Here is a 20,548-nt window from a genome sequence, read left to right as displayed (position 1 = left end):
GACCACACCCGGTGGGACGAGGGACTCAGTCCTCGTCCGCGGCGGTGGAGACCGTGGTGGTCTTCTTCGCCGTCGACTTCGCGGCGGCCGTCTTGGCGGTCTTCGCCGCCTTCTTGGCCGTCGTCTTCTTGGCGGCCGTCTTCTTGGCCGCGGTCTTCTTGGCGGCCGTCTTCTTCGCCGTGGCCTTCTTGGCCGCCGTCTTGCGGGCGGTCTTCTTGGCCGGCGCGGCCTCCTCGGCAGCCGGCTGCGCCGCGGCCGTCTCCTCGGTCACCGGAGCCTCGGCGGCCGGGGCTTCCGGCGCCGGGGCCTCCTCCGCCGTGGCCGACGGGACGACCACGACGGCCGCCTCCTCGGGCGCGGTCGGCGCGGTGGCCTTGCGCACCGCACGGCGGCGCGGGCGGGCCGGGGCGGCGGCGCTCACGGCCTCCGCCGGCTGCTCGGCCGGGGCCTCAGCCGTGGTCCCGGCGACCGGAGCGGGCTGCTCCGCCGGTGCCTCGGCCGCGGGTGCCGTCTCGGGCACCGTCACGACGGCCGCCTCGGCGCCCTCGGGCGAGCCGGCCAGGGCCGACACCTTCCGGGTCGCCCGACGACGCGTACGGCCCTTGGGCGCGGCCTCCTCGGCGGTTGGGGTCTCCGCCTGCGGCGCCGGGACCACCTGGTCCTCGACGGCTGTCGGCTCGGCCAGCGCCTCGGCGGCCGGCTCCGGCTGCACCGGGCGCGCCGCCGCCTGCTCGGCGGTGACCTCCTGGGCGGTCGGAACCTCGGCCTCCGCGGCGGCCTTGCCGGCCTGGGGCGCGCGCTCGGCCCTGGACGCCTTCTCCGCCCTCGGCGCACCCGCCGGAGCCGACACCCGGCGGCTCGCCCGGCGCCGCGTACGGCCACGGCCGGCCGCCGCCTCCGCCTCGGCGACGCTGCTGTACAGCTCCTCGTCCGGCGCGAACTCGGGCGCCGGCAGCGCCACCGGCTCGGCGACCTCGGCGGCCACCTCCACGGCGGTCTCCACCTCGGGCTCGACGGCCTCGCCGGTCTCCACGGCCACGGCGGCGGTCTCGTGCACATGCTCGTGCACGGGCTCCGGCGCCTCGGCGCCCCGGCCGCGCTTCTTGCGCTTGCCGCCGCCACCGTTCGCGGTCGCCTGGTCCAGGTGGACGATGACACCGCGCCCGTTGCAGTGGACACAGGTCTCGGAGAACGACTCCAGCAGGCCCTGGCCGACCCGCTTGCGGGTCATCTGGACGAGGCCCAGCGAGGTCACCTCCGCGACCTGGTGCTTCGTACGGTCGCGGCCCAGGCACTCCAGCAGGCGGCGCAGCACCAGGTCCCGGTTCGACTCCAGGACCATGTCGATGAAGTCGATCACGATGATGCCGCCGAGGTCGCGCAGCCGCAGCTGGCGCACGATCTCCTCGGCCGCCTCCAGGTTGTTCCTGGTGACCGTCTCCTCCAGGTTGCCGCCCTGACCGGTGAACTTGCCGGTGTTGACGTCGATGACGACCATCGCCTCGGTCCGGTCGATCACCAGCGAACCGCCGCTGGGCAGCCAGACCTTGCGGTCCAGCGCCTTGGCGAGCTGCTCGTCGATCCGGTAGGTGGCGAAGACGTCGACCTCGGAGGTCCACTTCGACAGACGGCCGGCCAGGTCCGGGGCGACGTGCGAGACGTACCCGTGGATCGTCTGCCAGGCCTCGTCACCGCTGACGATGACCTTGGAGAAGTCCTCGTTGAAGATGTCGCGCACGACCCGGACGGTCATGTCCGGCTCGCCGTACAGCAGCGTCGGGGCGTTGCCGCCGTTCTTGGCCTTCTTCTGGATGTCCTCCCACTGCGCCTGGAGCCGCTCGACGTCCCGGCCCAGCTCGTCCTCGCTCGCGCCCTCGGCGGCGGTGCGCACGATGACACCCGCGTCCTCGGGGACGATCTTCTTGAGGATGGTCTTCAGCCGGGCCCGCTCGGTGTCGGGCAGCTTGCGGCTGATACCGGTCATCGAGCCCTCGGGGACGTACACGAGGTAGCGCCCGGGCAGGGAGACCTGGCTGGTGAGCCGCGCGCCCTTGTGCCCGATCGGGTCCTTCGTGACCTGCACCAGGACGGACTGGCCGGACTTGAGCGCGGACTCGATCCGGCGCGGGCCGCCCGCCATGCCGAGCGCCTCGAAGTTGACCTCACCGGCGTACAGGACCGCGTTGCGGCCCTTGCCGATGTCGATGAAGGCGGCCTCCATCGACGGCAGCACGTTCTGGACCTTGCCCAGGTAGACGTTGCCGACGTACGAGGTCGACTGCTCCTTGTTGACGTAGTGCTCGACGAGCACGCCGTCCTCCAGGACGCCGATCTGCGTACGGTCGCCGTGCTGACGGACGACCATCACGCGCTCGACGGCCTCCCGGCGGGCCAGGAACTCGGCCTCGGTGATGATCGGAACGCGTCGGCGCCCCTGCTCACGGCCTTCCCGGCGGCGCTGCTTCTTGGCCTCCAGACGGGTCGAGCCCTTGATGGACTGCACCTCGTCGGACGGCTCACTGGGCTTGCGCGGCTCGCGGACCTTGACGACCGTGCGCTCCGGGTCGTCCTCGGACGGCTCGGCGTCCACGGAGGTGTCACCGGCCCGGCGGCGGCGGCGACGGCGCCGGCGGCTGCTGGAGCTGGAGCCACCGGACTCCTCGCCACGCGCCTCCTCGGCGTCCTCTTCCTCCTGCTCGGCGGTGTCCTCGGCGTCCTGCGCGGCCTGCTCGGCGGCCAGCTCCTCGGCGTCGCCGTCCAGGCCCTCGCCGGACTCGCCGTCGGCCGCGTCACCGCGCCGGCGACGGCGTCCGCCGCGGCGGCGGCGACGGCGCGAGCCGGACTCCTCGAAGCCCTCGGCGCCCTCGGACTCGTCGCCCTCATCGCCCTCGGCGAGGTCCTCGGCGGCCTCCGGGGCCTCCTCGGCCTCCTCCGGCTCCTCGTCCTCGACGGCGGCCTCGGCCGGCCTGCTCTCCTCGGCGGCACCACGGCGACGCCGACGGCGGCGGCCACCGGTCTCGGCGCGCTCCTCCGCGTGCTCCTCGGTCTCGACAGCCTCGGCGGTCTCGTCGACCTCGGCGGCCTCGGCAGCCGCCTCGGCGGCGGCCCGCTCCGGCGTCTGGAACTTGGGCTCGGTGAACACCGGCGCCTGGAAGACGGCGACGGCGGGGCGGGCGGGCCGACGCGGGGCCTCGGCCTCGTCCGACTCGGTGGCCCGGGGAGCGGAGAACCCGGACGCGGCGCGGACGACCCGCCGCCGGGCCCGGCGCGGGCCCCCGGCCTCGGCCTCGGCGGCCGGTGCGGGAACCTGCGGAGCCTGGGCGGGCTGGGTGGCCGCGGCCGGCTCGGTGGTGTGCGTGGTCGCGGGGACCTCCGGGGTGTGGGTGGCCACCGCGGCCTCGGCCTCTGCGGCGTCCTCGGTGGCGGGGGCGGTGTCGGGCGCGGTCACCCGGCGGGTGGCACGACGACGCGTACGGCGCGGAGCGGCCTCCTCGGCCACGGCGGCCTCCGGAGCCTCCTCGGCAGCCTCAGCGGCCTGGGCGGTCTCGGCGGCCGGAGCGGCCTCCGCGGTTTCCCCGGTGTCCGGCGTGGTGTCGGGCGCGGTCACCCGGCGTGTGGCACGACGACGCGTACGGCGCGGAGCGGCCTCCTCGGCCACGGCGGCCTCCGGAGCCTCCTCGGCGGCCTCAGCGGCCTCAGCGGCCGGAGCGGCCTCCACCTGCGCCACGGCCTCGGGCTGCGCCACCGGGGCGGGGGCAGCGGTCTCCTCGGCGCCCTTCGGGGCACCGGCGGGCGCGGACGCCCGGCGGGTGGCCCGGCGACGCGGACGCGCGGGAGCGGCCTCCTCGGCGGGGGCGGGGGCCTCGGCGGCGGCTTCCTCGGCGGCCGCCGCCGTGTCGGACGCGGCGGCGGCCGGGACCACGGTCTCGACGGCCTCGGCGGACGACGGCGAACCGGCGGGCGCGGACGCCCGGCGGGCCACACGACGACGCGGACGCGCGGGAGCGGCCTCCTCGGCGGGGGCTTCCTCGGCGGCGGCCTCCGTCACCGGAGCCTCGGCAGCCACGGTGGCATCGGCGGCCGGCGTCGACACGCTGCGCGTGGCACGGCGCCGGGTGCGGCGCGGGGCGGCCTCCTCCCCGACGACGACCTCGCCGGCCTCGGGGACCTCGGCGGTCTTCTCCGGCTCGGCCGGTACGACGGTCTCGGCGGCCTCGGCCGACGTCGGCGAACCGGCGGGCGCGGACGCCCGGCGGGCCACACGACGACGCGGACGCGCCGGAGCGGCCTCCTCGGCGGGCGCGACCTCGGCGGCGGCAGCCGCTCCGGTCTCCGCGGCCTCGGCGATCTCGCCGGTCCCGGTGGCCTCGCTGACGTCCTCGGTCACCTCGGTGACCTCGTCGGCCTCCGCGGCCGGTACGGCCGGCACGGTGACCTCCGCGGGCGCCTCCGCCACCGCGGCGGGCGGGCCCGCCGGGCGCGAGGCGGCACGACGACGCCTGCGCGGCGGCAGGGTGTCGCTCGGAGTGTTCAGTTCGGAACCCTCAGTGGGTTCGGTCGGTTCGAGCATGCGGGCGTTTCTCCCGTCAGGCTCCCGGGCGCCGCACCTGGTCCGGCACCGGTCTCAGGGACCGTCCGCCGTTGACGTCCGCGGCCCGCGCGATGCGCGGTGGCCGCCGTCCGGGGCGCGGGCGCCGCACGGGAGCACTCTGTGTCCTGTCTCGCCGGTTCCGTACGCCTTGTCGGTACGGCCTGGCGAAAGTCTTCTGGTCGGTGCGCTGCCCGACCCAGGTGGCTCCCGAGTACGAGGGCGGCGCTACGACGTCCGTCCCTACGCGGGACCTTCCGGCGCCGTCGCGGCGGCGGCCGGCTGGGCCGTCAGGGCCCCGGCAGCCTCGCGGTCGGGCGCGAGCGGGTCGGTCACCGTGCCGGTCTCTTCATCGAACAGCCCCTGCGCCAGCCTGGTCACCGCTGCGGGGACCGGCGGCGCCAGGTCGGCCACGGCGCGGAGACCGGACAGGACGTCGTCGGGTCGTACGGCAGGCGTCACGTGCCGAACAACCAGCCGCAGTATCGCACAGGGCTGGTCGGTCGGCCTATCAGCCGGCGCACCGTGCGTCTCCAGGCTCACCACGGCCGGGCGGGCGTCGAAGGTGCGGACGCCGTTCTTGGTCAGCCGCTGCACCTCGACGGCGTCGGCCTTGGTGAAGGCCTCGACCGCGCGCTCGGCGTCGGCCGGGTCGACGCCGTCCAGCCGCAGCTCCCACACGGAGGCCGTCAGCCGGTCGGCGAGACCCGAGGTCCGCGCCTCGACCGCCTCGACGACGTCGAGCCCGGCGGGCAGCGACTCGTCGAGGAGGACGCGCAGGGTCTCGGGATCGCGCGCCTCGGTGAGCGCGATCTCCAGGTACTCCGCCTCACTGCCCGTGCCGGTGGGTGCGGCATTGGCGTACGACACCTTCGGGTGCGGCGTGAACCCGGCCGAGTAGGCCATGGGCACCTCGGCGCGGCGCAGCGCACGCTCGAAGGCGCGCTGGAAGTCTCGGTGGCTGGTGAACCTCAGGCGGCCGCGCTTGGTGTAGCGCAGTCGGATGCGCTGCACCGCGGGTGCGGGCGGCGGGCCTTCGGGCTGTCGCTTGCCCAGTGTCCTAGTCCTTCGTGAGAGCGGTCGTACTCCTACCAAGAGTACGTGTGTCGCGGGCGGTGGGTTCCCGCCGGTCCACCGCCGCCGGCTGCCGGGGCTCCCCGAACAGCATCCGGCGGACGTCCGCGCGGGCCTGCCGCACGGTGTCCCGGGCCGTGGCCAGCGCCTCCCGCGAGACCCGGCCCACCACGCGCAGGCCCTCCGCGAGGGGCCGCAGGACGGCGTCCCGCACGACATGTCCGACCGGGGTGAGGACGGTCCGGTACACCCAGCGCACCGGGTCCACGAAGATCCACCGGAAGAGGGTCCCCAGTGCGCGCCCGACGGCCAGGGAGATCCGTCCGGCGACCCGCCAGGCGTGTCCGAGGGCCTCCCCCGCCTCACGCGCGACGACCGCGAGGAACCGGCCGGCGGGCGCGAGCACCCAGCGCCACAGCGCGAGCGCGGGCAGCACGAGCAGGACGCGGCAGGTCCAGTACAGAGCCAGGCCGGCCCCGGTGACGACCAGCCCCAGCAGCCACCCCGCTCCCCGTGCGCACCAGGCGACGGCCCGGCCGACGGGTGCGAGGACCCAGGTGTACAGCCACCGCGCGGGTACGACGAGCAGGTACCGCAGCAACCAGGCGACGGCCGTGTACGCCCCGGCGCCGAGGGCGGCCAGTACCGCGCCGATTCCCTTCAGCAGCCAGGCCAGCGCGTGTCCGGCCGGGGTGAGCAGGCGCGCGTACACCCACGCGAGCCCGGCCGCGGCCCCGCGCGCCAGCCAGGCGAGGGCATGGCCGACGGGCGTGAGGAGGCAGCGGTACGACCACACGGCCGGCAGCACCAGGAGTACGGTGCCGAGCCAGGCGAGCGCCTTGCCGGCGGGCACCAGGACGTACCGCCACAGGCCCACGAAGGGCCACACGAACAGGGCCCGGCCGGCCCACAGCAGGGCCCGCCCGAGCGGCCTGAACACGGTGTCGCGCAGAAACCGCCCCGTGACGACGAGCGCGTCCCACACCATCCGCACCGGCACGACCAGCACCAAGGCGACGATCCGCACCGGGAGGCGGACGGCGACGACGAGGCATCCTCCGGGCTGGTGGGAGGCGGGCGGCGGCTTCTGGAGGTCCATACAGGGGTGGACGCGCGGACCGCCCGTTCGGATCCGGTCAGATCACGCGTGCCTTGTACGACTCCGGACAGCGTCGTGTGAACTTCACGGGCACGACCAGCAGGGCGATGGGAACGACCCAGTTGAACCAGTCGTCCTGGGCCGGGTAGCGGACGGCCGGCCAGGTGGAGACCGCCATCAGGGCGAAGGCCACCCCCACAGGGCCGTCAGCACCCGGTTGACGTGCCGGAAGACGGGCGAGTCCCAGAATTGCCGGGGTGTCCGTTCCCCGGCGTACTGCCTATCGTGCCGCCGGGAGGCCGCCCTGCGCCCGCCGTGCGCATCCCGGCGGAAGGCCCCTGGCGCGAGCATGCGGTCCGGACGGCGGAGAGCGTCCGGAACGTCCCGTTCGGTGCGATGCGAAACAGCGAGTCCTCGATCGGCTGAACACCGCCCTGGCCGCGCTGCGGCCCGACGCCCGGACAACTCGGCCCGGCAGCAGGCTCGTTGAAAACGCCGCGCACCTCTGAAGAGCGGTCAGCCGAGGTCGGCCTGTCCCGGGAAATCGCATCCCGGTCCGCCCCCGACAGGGGCGCTCACCCGCTCGGATGCGCTCGGCGAGCAACCGGTCGCGGGGGTGTGCATGGTGAGTCCATGAACACAACACCTCGCTCCAAGAAGGCCGTTTCCCGTATCTCGCGACTCTTCGTGGTGAGTGCCGCCGTGGGCATCGCCTGTGCGGCGGGAGTGGCGACCGCCACGTCCGCCGTCGCCGCGACACCCGCCGCGCACGCCGCCCCCGCCACCCCGGCCTACGGCGGCCACGGCGGCGGTGGGGACGGCGACGAGTTCCAGTGCGGCAACGGCCTCCTCCCCATCCTCAACTTCTGCAACTGACCGACGGGCGGGAGTAGTTCCCGCCCGTCAATCACACAACCGCACATGCAAGGTCCACCATCCGACACAGGGCGGCCGGGAACAGGGGCGAACTCCCCTTTCCCGACCGCCCTGTCGACCACGTCCGCCGGCCTGCGCCCCGTGTCCCGGGGCCACTTGGCGCGCCACGCGGAGCGGCTCGACCCCGCTCGCGTCAGTGCGCGTGACCGCTCGCGGCCGGCGCCGGACCCGCGTTCTTCACCGTCAGGGGGAGCAGCTTCTTGCCGGTCGGCCCGATCTGGATGTGGGTGTCCATCTGCGGGCAGACGCCGCAGTCGAAGCACGGGGTCCAGCGGCAGTCCTCGACCTCCGTCTCGTCGAGGGCGTCCTGCCAGTCCTCCCAGAGCCAGTCCTTGTCCAGGCCGGAGTCGAGGTGGTCCCAGGGCAGGACCTCCTCGTAGGTGCGCTCGCGGGTGGTGTACCAGTCGACGTCCACGCCGTAGGGGGCGAGAGCCTTGTCGGCGCACCGCATCCAGCGGTCGTAGGAGAAGTGCTCGCGCCAGCCGTCGAAGCGGCCGCCGTCGTCGTACACCGCGCGGATGACCGCGCCGATGCGGCGGTCGCCGCGGGAGAGCAGCCCCTCCACGATGCCGGGCTTGCCGTCGTGGTAGCGGAAGCCGATGGAGCGGCCGTACTTCTTGTCGGCGCGGATCTTGTCGCGGAGCTTCGCGAGGCGCTCGTCCGTCTCCTCGGCGGAGAGCTGCGGGGCCCACTGGAAGGGGGTGTGGGGCTTCGGGACGAAACCGCCGATCGAGACCGTGCAGCGGATGTCGTTCGAGCCCGAGACCTCGCGGCCCTTCTGGATGACGCGGGTCGCCATGTCGGCGATCTGGAGGACGTCGTCGTCGGTCTCCGTCGGCAGGCCGCACATGAAGTACAGCTTCACCTGGCGCCAGCCGTTGCCGTAGGCCGTGGCGACCGTACGGATCAGGTCCTCCTCCGAGACCATCTTGTTGATGACCTTGCGGATGCGCTCCGAGCCGCCCTCGGGGGCGAAGGTCAGACCCGAGCGGCGGCCGTTGCGGGTCAGCTCGTTCGCCAGGTCGATGTTGAAGGCGTCGACGCGGGTGGAGGGGAGGGACAGGCCGATCTTGTCGTCCTCGTAGCGGTCGGCGAGGCCCTTGGCGATGTCGCCGATCTCCGAGTGGTCGGCCGACGACAGCGACAGCAGGCCGACCTCCTCGAAGCCGGTCGCCTTGAGGCCCTTGTCGACCATCTCGCCGATGCCCGTGATGGAGCGCTCGCGCACCGGACGGGTGATCATGCCCGCCTGGCAGAAGCGGCAGCCGCGGGTGCAGCCGCGGAAGATCTCGACCGACATCCGCTCGTGGACCGTCTCGGCCAGGGGGACCAGCGGCTGCTTGGGGTACGGCCACTCGTCCAGGTCCATCACCGTGTGCTTGGACACGCGCCACGGGACGCCCGACTTGTTCGGGACCACGCGGGCGATACGGCCGTCGGGGAGGTACTCGACGTCGTAGAACGCCGGTACGTAGACCCCGCCGGTCTTCGCGAGACGGAAGAGGACCTCCTCGCGGCCACCGGGGCGGCCCTCGGCCTTCCACTCGCGGATGATCCGGGTCATGTCCAGCACGGCCTGCTCGCCGTCGCCGATGACCGCCGCGTCGATGAAGTCGGCGATCGGCTCCGGGTTGAAGGCGGCGTGGCCGCCGGCCAGGACGATCGGGTCGTCGATCGTGCGGTCCCTGGACTCCAGCGGGATGCCGGCCAGGTCCAGCGCGGCGAGCATGTTCGTGTAGCCCAGCTCCGTGGAGAAGCTGAGGCCGAACACGTCGAAGGCCTTCACCGGGCGGTGGCTGTCCACCGTGAACTGCGGGACGCCGTGCTCCCGCATCAGCTCCTCCAGGTCCGGCCAGACGCTGTAGGTGCGCTCGGCGAGGACCCCCTCCTGCTCGTTGAGGACCTCGTAGAGGATCATTACGCCCTGGTTGGGCAGACCGACCTCGTAGGCGTCCGGGTACATGAGCGCCCAGCGGACGTCGCACTCGTCCCACGGCTTGACCGTGGAATTGAGCTCTCCGCCGACGTACTGGATCGGCTTCTGCACGTGCGGGAGCAGAGCTTCGAGCTGCGGGAAAACCGACTCGACAGGCATCTCGCGAACCTTCATGAGCTGACAGGGGGGACCATCAAGCCTAACCCGCCCGGCGGCCTGCCCCGAACGCTCAGCGAACCGCCCCGGACCTGATCTCCTTCCAGCGTCCGGGCAGCTCCGCCTCGGTCGCCGCCGCCCGTGCCTCCTCCCTGCCGTACAGCACCCCGTAGGTGAACGCGCTCTCCCCCGCCGCGTGCGCCACCGCCGCGAGCTCGCGCAGGGTGCGGCGGGCCATGACGCTGTCCTGGTGGTCGCCCAGGAGGGTGGTCAGGGACTTCATGGCCTTGGTCAGGGTGCGGGCGGGGGCGCCGAGCGCCTCGGTGGCGGCCTCGGCGGCGTAGCGGGTGCGCTTGGCCTTCTTGCGGGCCTCGTGCAGGGCGAGGTCGCGGTCCTGTCCCGGCGGCAGGGCCAGCGCGTGCTCCACGGCCTCGGTCAGCTTCTTCTCGTTCTTGCCCACGGCCTTGGCGAGGGCCTTCCCCGGCTTCCGGCCGGCCGCCTTGCGCAGCGGCGGGTCCGTGAGCAGGGCGTCCAGGGCGTCCAGCAGGGCCAGATGGCGGCGGGAGTCCAGCACGCCGCTGAGGTGGGCGTGGGCGCCGCCGTGCCGGGCCCGGGACCAGGCGGTCAGCCGCTCGGGGACGGGGCCGGTGATCAGGGTGGCCGGGAGCGCGTCGAGGGCGGTGGTCAGGCGGTCGGCCAGCACCTCCTGGTCGCGGTCGACGCCCAGTTCGCCGGCGAGCCACTTCAGCTCTGCGCTGACAGGGTCGGTGACGGTGCGGTCCAGGAGGGCGCCGAAGGTGCGCAGGGCGCTGCGGGCGCGCCGGGTCGCGACCCGCATCCGGTGCACGGCGTCGGGCAGGTCGCGGCGGACGGCGGGGTCCAGCTCGACCAGCGCGTCCCGCTGGGCGCGGAGGTAGGCGAGGACGTGGTCACCGGCGGTCACCGGCGGCGGGGGCCCGGCCTTCTTCCGGCGCCGGCCGCCGGCCGTCTGTTCCAGGGCACGCGCCAGCTTCGACGGCGACCGGGACGGCCGTACGCCCGCCTTGCGCAGCCGCTTCTCCAACCGGTCGAGGAGAGCCGGGTCGCCGCCGTCGGCCAGTTCCACCTCGATCTCGGTCCACTGGGCGACCCCGCCCCTGCCGCTCAGCCGCTCGGCGGTCACGGCGTCGACGCTGGCCTCGGCCAGCAGCACGCCCTCGGCGTCGACCAGGTGCCGGACGTCCCGGGCGGAGCGCAGCCGGACCAGCGGGACGAGCTCGGCGTCCCGGACGCGGGAGCGGACGAGGGCCGCGATCTCCTCGGGGACGGTGTCGGAGAGCGGGGCCTGGATCTCGTCGCGGACTCCGGGGGCGACCGGGAACTTCAGGTGCCAGCCGGCGTCCGCGCCGCCGGTGCGGCGGCGCAGGGTGAGGGCGGCGGCGGCCAGACGTTCGTCGATGGTGTCGTAGTACGTCGCGTCGAGTTGCATCAGGCCCTTGTCCAGGACGGCCGCCACCGCGCCGACGCCGGTCAGGTCCGGCAGCCCGCTGTCCTCGGACTCGTACTTGCGCTCGATCTCGCGTTTCGCATCCGCCATGCACCGAATCTAGTGTGCGGGGCGCCGGTACGGCAGAGGGCGCCGGGGCCTATGCCGACATGGGCCGTTGCACCTTGATCGACTGCAGCAGTCCCACCGCGACCCACACCGCGAACATGGAGGAGCCGCCGTACGACACGAACGGCAGGGGCAGACCGGTGACCGGCATGATGCCGAGGGTCATGCCGATGTTCTCGAAGGACTGGAAGGCGAACCAGGCCACGATCCCGGCGGCGACGATCGTCCCGTACAGCTCGGTGGAGTCACGCGCTATCCGGCAGGCGCGCCACAGGAGGACGCCGAGCAGGAAGATGATGAAGCCGGCGCCGACGAAGCCCAGCTCCTCCCCCGCGACCGTGAACACGAAGTCGGTCTGCTGCTCGGGCACGAACTGGCCGGTGGTCTGCGAGCCGTGGAACAGCCCGGCCCCGGTGAGTCCGCCGGACCCGATGGCGATGCGGGCCTGGTTGGTGTTGTAGCCGACACCGGCCGGGTCCAGGTCCGGGTTGGCGAAGGCCGCGAACCGGTTGATCTGGTACTCGTCCAGGATGTGCAGTTGCCAGATCGCGATGCAGCCGATGACACCGGCGGTGAGCAGACCGAAGACCCAGCGGTTGGAGGCGCCGGAGGCGAGCAGCACGCCGAGGATGATCGCCACCATGGCCAGCACCGAGCCGAGGTCGGGCATGAGCAGCAGGATCATGATCGGGACGGCGGCCAGGCACAGGGACTGGAACACGGTCCGGTGGTCGGGGTACGGCTTGTCGCCCGCGTCCACCCGCGCGGCCAGGAGCATGGCCATGCCCAGGATGATCGAGACCTTGAGGAACTCGGCGGGCTGGAGCGAGAAGCCGCCGATCACCAGCCAGTTGCGCTGGCCGTTGATCGTGGCGCCGAGCGGGGTGAGGACAACCAGGGCGAGGAGCACCGACAGGCCGTAGAGGATCGGCACGGCGTTGCGCAGGGCGCGGTGGCCGAGCCAGACGGTGCCGATCATCAGGGCGATCCCGATGCCGAGGTTCATCAGGTGCCGGAGCAGGAAGAAGTACGGGTCGCCCTGGTTGAGCTCGGTGCGGTTGCGGGTCGCGGAGTACACCAGCAGGGAGCCCAGCAGGGACAGGGCGGTGGCCGCGAGCAGTATCGGCCAGTCCAGCCTGCGGGTGAGCGAGTCGCGGGCGAAGATCCTGGTCCAGCCGGCCCGCTCGGGGCCGTACCCGGAGACGGAGAAGCTGTTCGCGCCGGTCATGAGGGCATCCTCCGGCTTCCCCTCCTGCGGGACCGTCTGCGGGTGTCACGGTTGCCCGTACCGGGCGAGGGCGTGGTACCCGCGGGCTGCTGGTCGTCGCCGTTGGTCGGGTTGTTCTTCTGGGCGGCCTCGGCGTCCTTCGCCGGGTCGCCGGTGACCTTCGGGGCGGCGATGGTGCCGTCCGTGCGGACCTTCGGCAGGCCCTTCTGCGGCTCGGGCAGCAGCGCCTTCTTGCTGTCGATGGAGCCGTCGCCCTGGACGCCGTAGAGCGCGCTGTAGATGTTGCGCACGGCCTCACCGGAGGCGCCGGAACCCGTACCGGCCTGGGCGATCGTCATGATCACCGTGTAGTCCTTGGAGTAGGTGGCCAGCCAGGACGTGGTCTGCTTGCCGTAGACCTCGGCGGTACCGGTCTTGGCGTGCAGCGGGATCTTGTCCTGCGGCCAGCCACCGAACTTCCAGGCGGCCGTACCGCGGGTGATGACGCCCGCGAAGGCGTCGTCCATGCCCCGGAGGGTGGCCTGGCTGACGGGCAGCTTGCCGCGCTTCGTCGGCTTGATCTCCCGCACGGTCTTGCCGTCGGCGCTGATGACCGCCTTGCCGATGGTCGGCTGGTACATCGTGCCGCCGTTGGCGACGGCGCCGTAGATCACGGCCTCCTGGATCGGGGTGACGAGGGTGTCACCCTGGCCGATGGAGTAGTTGATCGAATCGCCCTCGCGCATCTTGTTGCCTTCGAGGCAGTTCTCGTAGGCGATCTTCTCGACGTAGGAGCCGTCCTTCTTGCCGGTCTTGCACCAGGCGTCCTTGTTCGCCTTCCAGTACGCCTGCTTCCACTGGCGGTCGGGGACGCGGCCGGTCACCTCGTTGGGCAGGTCGATGCCGGTCTCCTTGCCGAGGCCGAACTGGTGGGCGGCCTTGTAGAAGTAGTCCTTCGGCTGGCCCTTCTTGGGGTTGATGCCGCCGTCCTTCTTCCACTCCTTGTCGGCCAGGTAGTAGAAGACGGTGTCGCAGGAGACCTCCAGGGCGCGGCCCAGCGGGATCGGACCGAAGTTCTCGCCCTCGAAGTTCTTGAAGACCTGGCCGCCGACCGAGTAGGAGCTGGTGCAGGGGTAGCGGCCGTTGAAGTCGTATCCGGCCTCGACCGCGGCGGCCGTGGAGACCACCTTGAACGTCGAGCCGGGGGCGGCCTGACCCTGTATGGCCCGGTTGAGCAGGGGGTAGTCCGAGTCCTTGCCGGTGAGGGCCTTGTAGTCCTTGGCGGAGATGCCGCCGACCCAGACGTTGGGGTCGTACGTCGGCGCCGAGGCCATGGCGACGATGCGGCCGGTCTTGGCCTCCATCACCACGACGGCACCGGAGTCCGCCTTGTAGTTGGTGCCGGTGATCTTGTCGAACTGCTGGCGGGCTGCCTTCATCGCCTTGTCCAGCTCGTACTCGGCGACCCGCTGGACGCGGGAGTCGATGCTGGTGACCAGGTTCGAACCGGGCTCCGCCGCGTCCGACTTGGCCTTGCCGATGACCCGGCCGAGGTTGTCGACCTCGTAGCGGGTGACGCCGGCCTTGCCGCGCAGCACCTTGTCGTACGTCCGCTCCAGGCCGGAGCGGCCCACCATGTCGGAGCGCAGGTAGGGCGAGTCGGTGTCCTTGGCCTGCTGGATCTCGTCGTCGGTGACGGGCGAGAGATAGCCGAGCACCTGCGCGGTGTTGGACTTGCCCGGGCCCGGGTAGCGGCGGACGGCCTCGGGCTCGGCGGTGATGCCGGGGAAGTCCTCGGAGCGCTCGCGGATCTGCAGGGCCTGCTTGGCGGTGGCCTCGTCGGTGATCGGGATCGGCTGGTAGGGCGAGCCGTTCCAGCAGGGCTGGGGGGTCTTGGCGTCGCACAGCCGGACCTTCTGCATGACCTCCTCGGGGCGCATGCCGAGGACGCCGGCCAGTTTGGTGAGGACGGCCCTGCCGTCGTCCTTCTGCTTCAGCAGGTCGGTGCGGGAGGCGGAGACCACCAGGCGGGTCTCGTTGTCCGCGAGGGGGACGCCCCGGGCGTCCAGGATGTCGCCGCGCACGGCCGGGTCGACGACCTGCTGGACGTGGTTGCCGGACGCCTCCTTCTGGTACTCGGCGCCCTCCCGGATCTGGAGGTACCACAACCGGCCGCCGAGCGTGCCGAGGAGGGAGAGAACGAGGATCTGGATGACGACGAGCCGGACCTGGACCCGTGGGGTCCGACCGGTCTCGGGGATGTTGGTCACTGCGGTTGTCTCCCCCTCTCAGTGCATCTGTGCGGGAACGCTTACGAAGGATGAACGACCAGCCTGTGAACCCGCGTTCCAGGAACGCTGACCCGTTCGAGTGAACTCACCGGAGGCCGACGCGCCGGAGGCCGACGTACCGGACGTCGACGCGCCGGAGGCCGACGCACCGGTGTGGAACTCCCCGCCCCTCACAGTCGCTTGACCCCCTTGATGCGGCCGACCCGGGCGGAACGCGTGCGCGCCTTGGCCTTCAGGGCGCCCAGGCCGCCGCGCTGGCTGCCGATGCGCAGGCCCGTGCCGGAGGAGAGCCAGCCCGAGGAGATGTCCCCGGCCTTGGCCGCGGGCCCGGTCTCGGTGAGCGGGTCGTTGTCGGCGCGGCGGGCCAGCCACATCACGCCGGGCACGACGAACGGGGCGAGCAGCAGGTCGTACAGGGCGGCCGAGAACAGCAGCCCGGGCAGCCCGACATGGCGGGCGGCGGTGTCGCCGACCAGGGCGCCCACTCCGGCGTAGAGCAGGGTGGAGCCGATGGCGGCGGCGACCACGACGGCCATCGGACCGGTCGCCGACTTCAGCCGGCCGTTCTCCGGCTTGACGAGCCCGGCGAAGTAGCCGATGACGCACAGCACGAGCGCGTACCGGCCGGCGGCGTGGTCGGCCGGCGGGGCCAGGTCGGCGAGGAGACCGGCGCCGAAACCGACGAGGGCGCCGCCCACGTGGCCGTAGACCATCGCCAGGCCGAGGACGGTGAGCAGCAGCAGGTCGGGTACGGCGCCCGGCAGGTGCAGCCGGGCGAGGACGCTCACCTGGATCACCAGGGCCACGACGACCAGCGGGGTCGAGAGCAGGATCCGGTTGACACGCATGGGGATACAGCTCCTACTGCTGCTCGTCGGTGGCGGGGGCGTCGGCCGACGGGGTGACCGTCACGGTCACCGTCGGCGTCGGGACCGGCTTCGGCTTGGCCGGGAGCACGGTGTCCCGCGGGTCCTGCTTCGGTGGCGCGACGACCACGCCGACGATGTCGAGCTTGGTGAAACTGACGTACGGGGTGACGTACAGCGTGCGGGTCAGGCCGCCGCCGGAGGGGTCGACGCGGGAGACCACGCCGACCGGGACACCGGGCACGAACGGCTTGTCGGCCTGCGAGCCGAACGTGACGAGCCGGTCGCCCTTCTTCACCTCCGCCTTGCCGTTGAGCAGTTCGACGCGCAGCGGGCGGTCGCCCTGCCCGGAGGCGAAGCCGAGTTCGTCGCCCGCTTCCATGCGGGTGCCGACGGTGAAGTCGGGGTCGTTGGCGAGCAGCACGGTGGAGGTGCTGGGGCCGACGGTGGTGACCCGGCCGACCAGGCCGTCGCCGTTCAGGACGGTCATGTCCCGCTTGATGCCGTCGTTCGCGCCGGCGTCGATGGTGATGGTCCAGGAGAAGCCCTGGGCCGAGCCTATGGCGATGACCTGGGCGCCCTTGATGCCGTACTGCCCCTCGCCGGCCACCTTGAGCAGCTTGTCGAGCTGCGCCAGACGGCTGCGGTTGCGGTCGTCGCTGCCGAGCTTGGCCTTGAGGGCCGCGTTCTCCTTCTCCAGCGCGGCGAGCCGGTCGTGCCGGCTGCCGGAGTCGCGGATCGCGGAGACGGCGTTGCCGACCGGGTCCACCGCGGAGGACAGCCCGTTCTCGACGGGGCCGAACACGGCCGCGGCGGCGTGCCGGGCACCGTCGACCGGTGAGTTCCGGCCTCCGCGGATGTCCACCGTGATCAGCGCGAACGCGATGGCGACCAACAGGACCAGGAGCAACCGGCTCTCTTTCGTGTCCCTCACGTGCGGCGGCCGTGCCCTTCCTCAAGTAGGAATTCGTCGGACCCCTGGAGAACGCGCGTGCTGTGACGCGGCCCAAGAGGCCCATTCGTGGGAGCTTATGCCTCTATATCAACGATCCGCCGCACGAGAGGAGAACGTCTCGTACGGCGGAATCGACACGTCGCGTCATCTGCGCGGCTGGGCGTCCAGGACCTGCTGCAGCGCCTCGAACTCCTCGACGCACTTGCCGGAGCCGAGCGCGACGCTGTCCAGCGGGTCCTCGGCGATGTGGATCGGCATGCCGGTCTCCCGCCGCAGCCGCTCGTCGAGCCCGCGCAGCAGGGCTCCGCCGCCGGTCAGAACGATTCCTCGGTCCATGATGTCGCCGGACAGCTCCGGCGGGCACTTGTCGAGGGTGGTCTTCACCGCGTCCACGATCGCGTTGACCGGCTCCTCGATCGCCTTGCGGACCTCGGCCGCCGAGATGACGACGGTCTTCGGCAGCCCGGACACCAGGTCCCGGCCGCGCACTTCGGTGTGCTCGTCGGTGTCCAGGTCGTACGCCGAACCGATCGTGATCTTGATCTGTTCCGCCGTGCGCTCACCCAGGAGGAGGCTGTACTCCTTCTTGATGTACTGGATGATCGCGTTGTCCAGTTCGTCGCCGGCGACGCGGATGGACTGTGCGGTGACGATCCCGCCGAGCGAGATGACCGCGACCTCCGTGGTGCCGCCGCCGATGTCCACCACCATGTTGCCCGTGGCCTCGTGGACCGGCAGGCCGGAGCCGATGGCGGCGGCCATGGGCTCCTCGATGATGTGCACCTGGCGGGCGCCGGCCTGGGAGGACGCCTCGATGACCGCCCGGCGCTCGACGCCCGTGATGCCCGAGGGCACACAGACGACGACCCGCGGCCGGGCCAGATACCGCCGCTTGTGGATCTTCAGGATGAAGTAGCGGAGCATCCGCTCGGTGATCTCGAAGTCGGCGATCACGCCGTCCTTCAGCGGACGGACCGCCACGATGTTGCCCGGAGTCCGGCCGATCATCTTCTTCGCTTCGGCACCGACCGCGAGGATCCCACCCGTGTTGGTGTTGATCGCCACGACGGACGGCTCGTTCAGTACGATCCCGCGACCCCTGACGTACACCAGCGTGTTGGCGGTCCCGAGGTCGACAGCCATGTCACGGCCGATGAACGACATTGAGTTCCCCATCCGGATTCATCTGGCCGTCCTGAGCCCTTGAGGGCATGTCAGGTCGGCGAGGCGGGTGCTGTGACGTGAAGGCTTCCATCGTAAACGCGCCTGCACGAACACTGCGCGAGGGTCTCCGCCATTGTCACCAGATGGCGTGCCGCCCCGCTTGTGGAGACGGGCGTTCGGGGGCGCTCGTTCCCTCAAATGCCAGGACTGTGCCGGAAAGGTCCGGGCGTGGTCCCGGACCCCCTCCGCGGCGGACGGGCGTTACGCGCGGCCCGGGAAGAAGATCTTCACCTCGCGCTCGGCGGACTCCTCGGAGTCGGAGGCGTGGATCAGGTTCTCGCGGACGATCACGCCGTAGTCACCGCGGATCGAACCGGGCGCGGCGGCGATCGGGTCGGTCGGGCCGGCGAGCTGGCGCACGCCCTCGATGACCCGCTCGCCCTCCACGATCAGCGCGACGACCGGACCGGAGGACATGAACTCCACCAGCGGCTCGTAGAACGGCTTGCCGACGTGCTCGGCGTAGTGCTGCTCCAGTGTGGCACGGTCCAGGGTGCGCAGTTCCAGCGCCGCGATCCGCCAGCCGGCCTTGCGTTCGATGCGGCTGATGATCTCGCCGGTCAGGCCTCGACGAACGGCGTCGGGCTTGAGGAGGACGAGGGTGCGCTGGCTCACGGGAGGCTCCTTACACGACTTGCGGGTGCGGTGGGACGAGGTTACAGGGCGTGTCGGGGCCTTTGTTACGCAGCGTCAGCCGTGGAGGAGGAGGACGGGTCCTGGGCCGCGAAGCGGGCCTTCGCCTCGTCCACCTTTCTCCCGAAGTGCACCGACGCCCACCACAGCGCCGCGAACACCGCGCCCAGGAAGTACATGGTCGGGACGAAGACACCGGAGGCGATCAGGGCGAGCTGCAGGGCCCAGCCGAGGGCGACCCCGCCGGGCCGGGTCACCATGCCGCACAGCAGCACGCACAGCAGCATGGCGATGCCGCTGACCGTCCACACCGTCGACGTGGACAGGTCCGGGTCCTTCATGGCGACGAGCCCGGCGAAGCCGATGACGAAGAACTCGCCGATCAGGGTCGATGCACAGAGCGTACGCATCTTCGACTCTCAGCCCTTCCCCAGCAGCAGCCGGGCCTCGCCGACCGTGATGACGGAACCGGTCACCAGCACACCGCCGCCCGCGAACTCGCCCTCCTCCTCGGCCAGCGTGATCGCGGCCTCCAGGGCGTCCGGCAGCCGCGGCTCGACCTGCACGCGCTCGTCGCCGAACACCTCGACGGCGATCGCGGCCAGCTCGTCCGCGTCCATGGCGCGGTGGCTGGAGTTCTGCGTGACGACGACCTCCGCGAAGATCGGCTCGAAGGCCTCCAGCAGCCCGCGCACGTTCTTGTCGCCGCTCGCGCCGACGACCCCGATCAGCCGGGTGAAGTCGAACGCCTCCCGCACGGCCTCGGCGGTGGCCTCGGCACCCGCCGGGTTGTGCGCGGCGTCCAGCACGACGGTGGGAGAGCGCCGTACGACCTCCAGCCGGCCCGGGGACGACACGGCCGCGAACGCCTTGCGCACGGTGTCGATGTCCAGCGGCTCGGCGCGCTGCGCGCCGACGCCGAAGAACGCCTCCACGGCGGCGAGCGCGACGGCCGCGTTGTGCGCCTGGTGGGCGCCGTGCAGCGGCAGGTACACCTCGTGGTACTCGCCGCCGAGGCCGCGCAGCGTGAGGAGCTGCCCGCCGACGGCGACCTGCCGGTCGACGACCCCGAACTCCAGCCCCTCGCGGGCCACGGTGGCGTCGACCTCCACGGCCTTCTTCAGCAGCACCTGCGCCGCGTCCACCGGCTGCTGGGCCAGGATGACGGTCGCGTCCTGCTTGATGATGCCGCTCTTCTCGCCGGCGATCTGCGCGTGCGTCTCGCCGAGCCGGTCGGTGTGGTCGAGGTCGATGGGGGTGACGACGGCGACGTCGCCGTCGATCACGTTGGTGGCGTCCCAGGAGCCGCCCATGCCGACCTCGACGACGGCGACGTCCACGGGGGCGTCCGCGAAGGCCGCGTACGCCATGCCGGTGAGCACCTCGAAGAAGGACAGCCGGTACTCCTGCTGCCCGTCCACCATCTCGACGTACGGCTTGATGTCCTGGTACGTCTCGATGAACCGCTCGGCGGTGATCGGGGCGCCGTCCAGGCTGATCCGCTCGGTGATCGACTGCACGTGCGGGCTGGTGTAGCGGCCGGTGCGCAGCTCGAAGGCGCCGAGCAGGGCCTCGATCATGCGGGCGGTGGAGGTCTTGCCGTTGGTGCCCGTGATGTGGATCGAGGGGTACGACCGCTGGGGCTCGCCCAGCACGTCCATCAGCGCGGCGATGCGGCTGACCGAGGGCTCCAGCTTCGTCTCGCCCCAGCGGGTGGCGAGCTCCGCCTCGACCTCACGCAGGGCCCTGTCGACCTCGGGGTCCTCGGGACGGGCGGGCACGTCCGCCTGCGGAGGGCCGCCCTGGGTGCGCAGGGTGCGGCTGCCGGCCTCGATGACCGCGAGGTCGGGGTCGCGGGTGGTCTCGGCTTCGATGATCTCGTCGAAGGAGTCGAGGGGGTCGGGGGTGTCGCTGGTGCCGGGCGCTTCGCTCACGGGGCCAGTCTACGGAGCGGGTGGCTGCGGCGCGGCGCCGGTATGGGGTGGCTTG

The 20,548-nt window shown here is 72.2% G+C and carries 15 protein-coding genes; 1 reads left to right on the top strand and 14 read right to left on the bottom strand.

Going from position 1 to position 20,548, the window contains the following annotated elements; all coding sequences use genetic code 11:
* Window positions 1-25: 25 nt before the first annotated feature.
* From ACH4LD_RS02230 to ACH4LD_RS02215, 4 genes are all read right to left on the bottom strand, one after another.
* Window positions 26-4,570: an Rne/Rng family ribonuclease gene (locus ACH4LD_RS02230; protein ID WP_398053296.1), complete on the bottom strand. Its 4,545-nt coding sequence runs from the start codon at window positions 4,568-4,570 to the stop codon at window positions 26-28.
* Window positions 4,571-4,831: 261 nt separating this feature from the next.
* Complete coding sequence (locus ACH4LD_RS02225; protein WP_103810408.1) at window positions 4,832-5,602, bottom strand: TIGR03936 family radical SAM-associated protein; 771 nt, start codon at window positions 5,600-5,602, stop codon at window positions 4,832-4,834.
* Window positions 5,603-5,648: 46 nt separating this feature from the next.
* Complete coding sequence (locus ACH4LD_RS02220) at window positions 5,649-6,761, bottom strand: hypothetical protein (RefSeq protein ID WP_398053295.1); 1,113 nt, start codon at window positions 6,759-6,761, stop codon at window positions 5,649-5,651.
* Between the two features lie 37 nt (window positions 6,762-6,798).
* On the bottom strand, window positions 6,799-6,954 hold the full coding sequence (locus tag ACH4LD_RS02215; protein WP_398053294.1) for a hypothetical protein: 156 nt from the start codon (window positions 6,952-6,954) through the stop codon (window positions 6,799-6,801).
* 440 nt (window positions 6,955-7,394) lie between these two features.
* Here ACH4LD_RS02215 and ACH4LD_RS02210 point away from each other — a divergent pair, with 440 nt between their 5' ends.
* Window positions 7,395-7,637 carry a hypothetical protein gene (locus ACH4LD_RS02210; protein ID WP_132786279.1) on the top strand — a complete coding sequence of 81 codons (243 nt, stop codon included), beginning with the start codon at window positions 7,395-7,397 and terminating at the stop codon, window positions 7,635-7,637.
* A gap of 193 nt (window positions 7,638-7,830) precedes the next feature.
* Here the strand turns inward: ACH4LD_RS02210 and ACH4LD_RS02205 are convergent, their stop codons facing one another.
* The 10 genes from ACH4LD_RS02205 to ACH4LD_RS02160 form a co-directional block, all read right to left on the bottom strand.
* Window positions 7,831-9,792: a TIGR03960 family B12-binding radical SAM protein gene (locus ACH4LD_RS02205; protein ID WP_398053293.1), complete on the bottom strand. Its 1,962-nt coding sequence runs from the start codon at window positions 9,790-9,792 to the stop codon at window positions 7,831-7,833.
* Between the two features lie 70 nt (window positions 9,793-9,862).
* Window positions 9,863-11,365: a CHAD domain-containing protein gene (locus ACH4LD_RS02200; RefSeq protein ID WP_398053292.1), complete on the bottom strand. Its 1,503-nt coding sequence runs from the start codon at window positions 11,363-11,365 to the stop codon at window positions 9,863-9,865.
* 49 nt (window positions 11,366-11,414) lie between these two features.
* Complete coding sequence (gene rodA / locus ACH4LD_RS02195) at window positions 11,415-12,611, bottom strand: rod shape-determining protein RodA (protein WP_132786276.1); 1,197 nt, start codon at window positions 12,609-12,611, stop codon at window positions 11,415-11,417.
* Window positions 12,608-14,860, bottom strand: a complete 2,253-nt coding sequence (gene mrdA / locus ACH4LD_RS02190) for a penicillin-binding protein 2 (protein ID WP_398053291.1) — start codon at window positions 14,858-14,860, stop codon at window positions 12,608-12,610. Before mrdA ends, rodA begins: the two co-directional genes overlap by 4 nt.
* 191 nt (window positions 14,861-15,051) lie before the next feature.
* Window positions 15,052-15,729, bottom strand: a complete 678-nt coding sequence (gene mreD / locus ACH4LD_RS02185) for a rod shape-determining protein MreD (RefSeq protein WP_132786274.1) — start codon at window positions 15,727-15,729, stop codon at window positions 15,052-15,054.
* 13 nt (window positions 15,730-15,742) lie between these two features.
* A complete protein-coding gene (gene mreC / locus ACH4LD_RS02180) occupies window positions 15,743-16,681 on the bottom strand; it encodes a rod shape-determining protein MreC (RefSeq protein ID WP_132786273.1) in 939 nt (312 codons plus the stop codon).
* A gap of 165 nt (window positions 16,682-16,846) precedes the next feature.
* A complete protein-coding gene (locus tag ACH4LD_RS02175) occupies window positions 16,847-17,866 on the bottom strand; it encodes a rod shape-determining protein (protein WP_014672705.1) in 1,020 nt (339 codons plus the stop codon).
* 261 nt (window positions 17,867-18,127) lie between these two features.
* Window positions 18,128-18,541: a nucleoside-diphosphate kinase gene (ndk, locus tag ACH4LD_RS02170; protein WP_132786272.1), complete on the bottom strand. Its 414-nt coding sequence runs from the start codon at window positions 18,539-18,541 to the stop codon at window positions 18,128-18,130.
* 65 nt (window positions 18,542-18,606) lie between these two features.
* Entirely contained in the window at window positions 18,607-18,969 is a 363-nt protein-coding gene (locus ACH4LD_RS02165) for a DUF4233 domain-containing protein (protein WP_132786271.1), read from the bottom strand.
* Window positions 18,970-18,978: 9 nt separating this feature from the next.
* Window positions 18,979-20,493, bottom strand: coding sequence for a folylpolyglutamate synthase/dihydrofolate synthase family protein (locus ACH4LD_RS02160; RefSeq protein WP_103810397.1), 1,515 nt, complete (start codon window positions 20,491-20,493; stop codon window positions 18,979-18,981).
* Window positions 20,494-20,548: the final 55 nt, after the last annotated feature.

The sequence above is a fragment of the Streptomyces sp. NPDC017676 genome (assembly GCF_044329325.1).
Classification (GTDB): Bacteria; Actinomycetota; Actinomycetes; order Streptomycetales; family Streptomycetaceae; genus Streptomyces.
The sequence above is the reverse complement of the archived record's forward strand: the minus strand, read 5'-3'. Positions and strand labels throughout refer to the sequence as shown.